Annotated in this window: 2 protein-coding genes; both read right to left on the bottom strand. The window is 68.8% G+C overall.

Annotated features, from left to right (window positions below; genetic code table 11):
• Positions 1 to 4,857: amino acid adenylation domain-containing protein (locus tag ACWEKR_RS35405; RefSeq protein WP_452358217.1), on the bottom strand; the 4,857-nt coding region annotated here is incomplete at its 3' end.
• 270 nt (positions 4,858 to 5,127) lie between these two features.
• A partial coding sequence (locus tag ACWEKR_RS35400) for a hypothetical protein (RefSeq protein ID WP_452358216.1) occupies positions 5,128 to 5,634 on the bottom strand: 507 nt, incomplete at its 5' end.

The following is a 5,634-nucleotide window of genomic DNA, read 5'->3' as shown; positions in this document are numbered from 1 at the left end:
CACCCGCGCACCGACCGCCGCGCCGAGACGTGCCACGACCTGTGTGGCGACCAACGAGTTACCGCCGAGCGCGAAGAAATCGTCATCCGCGCCGACCCGGTTCAGCGCGAGCACCTCACCGAACACCCCGGCCACGATCTCCTCGATCGCCGTCACGGGCGCACGGAACTGCTTGGTCTCGAACGTGGGCTCCGGCAGCGCCTTACGGTCCAGCTTGCCGCTGGAGTTGAGCGGGAAAGCATCCAGCGCCACGATGGCCGCAGGGACCATGTAGGCGGGCAAGGTCTCGCCGACAGCGGACCGCAGTGCCTGCGCGTCGATCCGGTCGCCCGGCGCGGGGACGACGTAGGCGACGAGCTGATCGCCCAGCGACGATGCCGCGACCAGGGCGACCGCCTGGCTCACCGAAGGCTGCGCCAGCAGCGCCGTCTCGATCTCCCCCAGCTCGATCCGCTGACCACGGAACTTCACCTGGAAATCGGTCCGGCCGAGGTAGTCCAGCACCGCGTCGTCGGCGTCCTTGCGCCACACGACGAGGTCGCCCGTACGGTACATCCGCTCGCCGTTGCCGAACGGATTGGCGACGAACCGGTCGGCGGTCAGGTCGGGACGCCGCACGTAACCGCGAGCCAGCTGATCACCCGCGAGATACAGCTCCCCTGGCACGCCCACCGGCACCGGCCGCAACCACGAGTCCAGCACGTAGACCTGGGTGTTCCACTGCGGCAGGCCGATCGGCACAGTGCGCTCGTCGGCAGCCGCGGGCCAATAGGTCACCGAGACGGCCGCCTCGGTGGGGCCGTACAGGTTGTGCACGGCGGCGTCGGACACCGCCTGCATCGCGCCCACGGTCTCCGGCGGCAGCGCCTCGCCGATCACGAAGACGTGTTTCAGCGTCGGGCAGCTGCCCGGCGCGGTGTGCGCGGCGAAGACCGTCAGCATGGACGGCACGAAGTCGGTCACCGTCACGCCTTGCGCCGCGATGGTTTCCGCGACGTAAGCGGGATCGCGATGTCCGTCCGGCGTGGCGACGACGAGTTTCGCGCCCACGCGCAGCGGCATGAAGTAACCCCACAGCGAGACGTCGAACGTCGTCGCCGTCTTCTGCAAGTACACATCGTCCGGACCCAGCGGATACTCCGCGAGCATCCACGCGATCTGGTTGTTGATCGCCGCATGGGACACCGCGACGCCCTTGGGACGTCCGGTGGACCCGGAGGTGAAGATCACGTACGCGGGATGCTGCGGCAACACCGGACGCAGCAGTTCCTCCGCGCGCACCGGCGAATCATCGAATCCGTCGAGATCCAGCGTGTCCACGGCGAGGGCCGCGACGTCGCCCGGCAGCGCCGCCGCGTCCGCAGCGGTCGTCACCACGCACAGCGGGCGAGCGGTGTCCAGGATGTGCGCGATGCGGTCGGCCGGATGATCCGGATCCAACGGCACATACGCCCCGCCCGCCGCCACGATCGCATACATCCCCACCACGAGATCCAACGATCGACGAACCGCCAACCCCACCAACGACTCCGCACCCACACCCTGCGAAATCAACAACCGCGCCAAACGATTCACCCGCGCATCGAACGCACGGAACGTCAACTCCGCACCCTCGTAGGCGATGGCGATCGCGTCCGGATGAGCCTCGACCGCACGGCGATACCCGTCCAGCAGCAACTCGGAGCGAACCGGGTACCGGGTGTCGTTCCACTCGTGCAGGATGCGATCCCGCTCGACCATGCTGAGCAGGTCGACCCCGCCCAGCGCGCGCTCGGGATCGGCAGCGACGGTGCGCAGCAACCGGTTCAGGCGCGCGGCGAAATCGGCGATCGATCCCTCGTCGAACAGATCGGTGGCATAGGTGAACACGGCGGCCAGGCCCGTGTCCGAGCCTTCCTGCGGCGTCACCGTCAGCTGCAGATCGAATTTGGCCACGGCACCGTCGAATTCGACCGCCGCGACGGACAGGTCGGGCAGCTCGAGCCGCGCCTGTTCCATGTTCTGGAAGAACAGCGCGACCTGGAACAGCGGGTGATGTGCCTGCGACCGCACCGGGTCGAGCACCTCGACCAACCGCTCGAACGGCAACTCGGCATGCGAGAACGCCGCCAGGTCGCGCTCCTTGGTCGCGGCCAGCAGTTCGGCGAACGAAGACGCCGGATCGACCAGGGTCCGCAACACCAGCGTGTTGACGAACATGCCGACCAAGTCGTCGAGCTCCGCCTCGCCGCGACCGGCGACCGGCGTACCGATCGTGATGTCGGTGGTGCCCGACAAGCGGGCCAGCAACGCCGCGAAAGCGGCGTGCACCACCATGAACAGCGAAGCACCGTGCGCGTGCGCCAGCTCGTCGAGCCGTGCCCTGGTCGGTGCGTCGACGGTGAAGGCGTAGACGCCGCCACGACCCGACGGCAAGGCGGGACGCGGCCGATCCATCGGGAGGTCGAGCCGATCGGGGATGCCCGCGAGGGCCTCGCGCCAGAAAGCGATCTGCGTCGCGGCCACCGAGCGAGGGTCGTTCTCGTCGCCGAGCACGGCGTGTTGCCACAACGTGTAGTCGGCGTACTGCACCGGCAGCGGTTCCCAGCCTGGTGCGGTGCCCGCGCCGCGCGCGACATAGGCGGTCATCAGGTCGCGCACCAGCGGGGCTATGGACGTACCGTCGGCCGCGATGTGGTGCACGACGACGGCTAGGACGTAGTCGTCGGAGCCGATCCGCGCGAGCGAGAGCCGCAGCGGCACCTCGGCCGCCACGTCGAACCCGGCGGCGGCGAACGTCCCGAGCCACGCAGGCAGTTCGTCGGCCGTCAGGCTGTGCGGCGTCAGGTCGGGGACGGCCTGCTCGGCAGGCAACACCACCTGATACCCCGTACCATCCACCGCCGGATACACCGTCCGCAACGTCTCATGACGCCCGACCACATCCGCGACCGCCGCCCGCAACGCCGCCACATCCAACACACCCGACAACCGCACCGCGAACGGAATATTGTTCCCCGCCGAACCGGTATCGAACTGATTCAAAAACCACATCCGCCGCTGCGCCAACGACAACGGCACCCGCTCCGGACGCTGCAGCGCCACCAGTGCCGGACGCTGCGCGCCGGTGTCGAATTCGGCGAGCCGGGCGGCCAGCAGCGCGACCGTCGGCGCTTCGAACACCGTCCGCGCGGGCACCCGCGCGCCGATCGACGCGCCGAGCCGGGCCGCGACCTGCGTCGCGATCAGCGAATTGCCGCCCAGCTCGAAGAAATCGTCGTCCGCGCCGATCTCGTCACCGGCGCTGAGCAGTTCGCCGAACACACCCGCCACCAGTTGCTCCAGCGCTCCCGACGGCGCGCGGAACTCCTTGGTCTGCAATTGCGGCGCGGGCAGCGCACGACGATCCAGCTTGCCCACCGGGGTCAGCGGGATCTCCTCCAGCACGGTGAGCGAAGTCGGCACCATGTGGACCGGCAGGCTGCGCTCGGCGTGCGCGAGCAGCTCGCCGGTGTCGATCGAGTGTCCGGTGGCCGCGTGCACATAGGACGCGAGAATCGTCGCGCCGCTGTCCAATTGATGCCCGACGGTGACCGCGAAGTCCACCGCGTCGTGCGCGGCCAGCACCGCGTCGATCTCACCCAGCTCGATCCGGAAGCCCCGGATCTTCACCTGGAAATCGTTGCGACCCAGATACTCCAACTCACCGTTCGGCGTCCAACGCACCAGGTCACCCGTGCGATACAGCCGAGAGTGGTTCGGGTCGAACGGATTCGGGACGAAACGCACGGCGGTGAGGCCGGGGCGCAACTGGTAGCCGCGAGCCAGTTGAGGCCCGCCGATGTACAGCTCGCCGATCACGCCGATGGGGACCGGCACCAGGCGCTCGTCCAGCACGTACTCGGTGGTGGTCTGGATCGGCGCGCCGATCGTCACCGGTTCGCCGGGCACCAGCGGCGCGCTGATGTTCGTCATGATCGTGGTCTCGGTCGGGCCGTACCCGTTGTAGAACTCGCGCTCGCCGTCGGCGATCGGACGCACCCAGCGCCGCACCAGCTCCGGCGGGCACGCCTCGCCGCCGGCCACCACCACGCGCAACTCGTCCAGCCCCGTCGGATCCACCGACGCGAGCGCAGCCGGGGTGATGAACGCGTGCGTCACGGCTTCGCGGCGCAGGAGCGCGGCGAGTTCGTCACCGCCGTAGACCGTCGGCGCGACCACGACCATGGTGGCCGCGCCGCCGAGCGCGAGCAGCAACTCCAGCACCGAGGCGTCGAACGACGGCGACGCGAAATGCAGCGTCCGCGACGCACTCGTCACCCGATACCGGTCCCGCTGCTCGGCACAGAAACCGGCCAGCCCGGCCTGCGTGACCACCACGCCCTTCGGCATGCCGGTCGATCCCGAGGTGTAGATGACGTAAGCCGGATGCTCGGCGCGCAGTTGCCGCAGCCGATCCGCATAGGTGACCGGTTCGGTCGGGTAGTCCTCCAGGGCCCGGGTGCAGCTGTCGGAATCGATGACCAGCCACTCGATCTCGCTGGGCAGGTCCTCCACCACGCGCGCGACGGCGAGTCCGAGCACGGCGCCGGAGTCCTTCACCATGTGCTCGACGCGGTCGGCCGGATAATTCGGATCCACCGGCACGAACCCCGCACCGGTCTTCGCCACCGCCCACACCGCAACCACGGACTCCACCGACCGCGGAATACCCACCGCGACCAGATCCTCCGGACCGACCCCCCGATCGATGAGCAGCCGCGCCAACCGCGTGGACCTGGCGTCGAGTTCCGCGTAGGTGAGGTGTCCCCGAGAGCTGACCGCGTCGGCGAAAACGACCGCGGTACCGGTCGGATTCGCTTCGACGGCAGTTGCCATCAGTTGCGGGAGGGTAGTGACTCTAGGTCGCCGGGTGCGCGTGGGCCGCACCCGCGCGGGCCGCGTCACGCGAGCCCCGCTTCGTGCTTCCTGATTCCCCATCCTTGAGCCGGAAGACTATTCCCCGACAAGCGAAACATGAAAACTCTGCACATCCTGCCTGTAAGAACACGTCCTTGACACATTTCCAGCGGACGCCCTGATACAGCAAACCAACCGGCTGTGTGCATGGTCACACAACCGGGGGCTTGCATCTGACCGCGAATCGCTTCACTCGGCGCCGAACAGTTCGGTGAGCTCGACGATAGCGGTCACAGTCGTCCAGGGCCCCGCGGGCACGCGGCCGACACCATTGTCGAGCACCACGGCCTGCAAGTCCTCCAATGCCGTCGGGTCGAGCGTGTCCAGCCCGGCCCGATCCGTCACCAGATGAGTTACCCATTCGTCGGCCAGCGACTCGGTCAGCGCGCCGTCCGCGTCGACCAGCACCACCGACGCGCCCACGGATCCGGCGGCCACCACTTCGACCAGCGCGGCCGGCGACTGCGCGCTGCCGTGCTGGAAGGTGCGCGATTCGAAGGTCAGCTCGGTGCGCGCGCGCAGCCGTCCAGCGGCCGTCGCGAGGTCGTCGTAGCTCAGGATCTGCTCCCCGACGAAAGCCGGATCGCTGCCGCGCAGGGCCCGGGTGCGGTGGGCGTAGGTGACCGGGCGGGGGGATTCGGCGGCGATCTCGGCGACGAGGGTGGGGTCGTCGAGGGCGAGCCAGTCCAGGGCGTC

This window comes from Nocardia sp. NPDC004573 (genome assembly GCF_053602135.1).
Note: the sequence above shows the minus strand (reverse complement) of the source record. Positions and strands in the feature narration are given on the sequence as shown.